Origin of the sequence: Pedobacter mendelii, from assembly GCF_014635725.1 — a bacterium.
Classification (GTDB): Bacteria; Bacteroidota; Bacteroidia; order Sphingobacteriales; family Sphingobacteriaceae; genus Pedobacter; species Pedobacter mendelii.
Genome location: NZ_BMDJ01000028.1, coordinates 1 through 826 on the forward strand (window position 1 = coordinate 1; position 826 = coordinate 826).

1 protein-coding gene is annotated in these 826 nt (G+C 42.7%); it reads right to left on the reverse strand.

The features are described 5' to 3' along the window. On the reverse strand, nt 1-826 hold an 826-nt coding region (locus IEV50_RS19540), incomplete at both ends, for an Ig-like domain-containing protein (RefSeq protein ID WP_455430428.1).

Below are 826 nucleotides of genomic sequence, written 5' to 3' on the forward strand. Positions count from 1 at the left end.
GGTAACTTTTAGTTCCGCCTTTTCACTTTCGCAGCCCGCCGGGCTTAGTTTCTGACTTACATAATATTTTATTTCACCTGCAGCCAAAGTAATAGGTGTTGGTGCGCCAGAAAGCACAGTTCCATTCGCATCATACCAGGTGAGGTTTGAACCTGTTGCCGTAAGCGGCTGGATGTTCTGTTGATTAAGGCAATAATTTAAATCTGTAGTTGCAGGAGCCGGTGGCAATGCCAATACAGTAACAGTAATTTTTGTATTTGCACTTTCGCAACCATTTGGGTTCGCTTGAGTAACATAAAAATCGGTCGATCCAATATTTACAGTCGAAGGAATATAACCATCAGAAAGTATGGTTCCATTCGCATCATACCAGGTGAGGTTTGAACCCGTTGCCGTAAGCGGCTGGATGTTCTGTTGATTAAGGCAATACTTTAAATCTGTAGTTGCAGGAGCCAGTGGCAATGCAAATACGGTAACTTTTAGTTCCGCCTTTTCACTTTCGCAGCCAGATGGACTTAGTTTCTGACTTACATAATATTTTATTTCACCTGCAGCAGAGGTAACAGGTGTTGGTGCGCCAGAAAGAACAGTTCCATTCGCATCATACCAGGTGAGGTTTGAACCAGTTGCCGTAAGCGGCTGGATGTTCTGTTGATTAAGGCAATAATTTAAATCTGTAGTTGAAGGAGCCGGTGGAAGAGCCAATACGGTAACTTTTAGTTCAGCCTTTTCACTTTCGCAGCCAGATAGACTTAGTTTCTGACTTACATAATATTTTATTTCACCTGCAGCCAAAGTAATAGGTGTTGGTGCGCCAGAAAGCAAA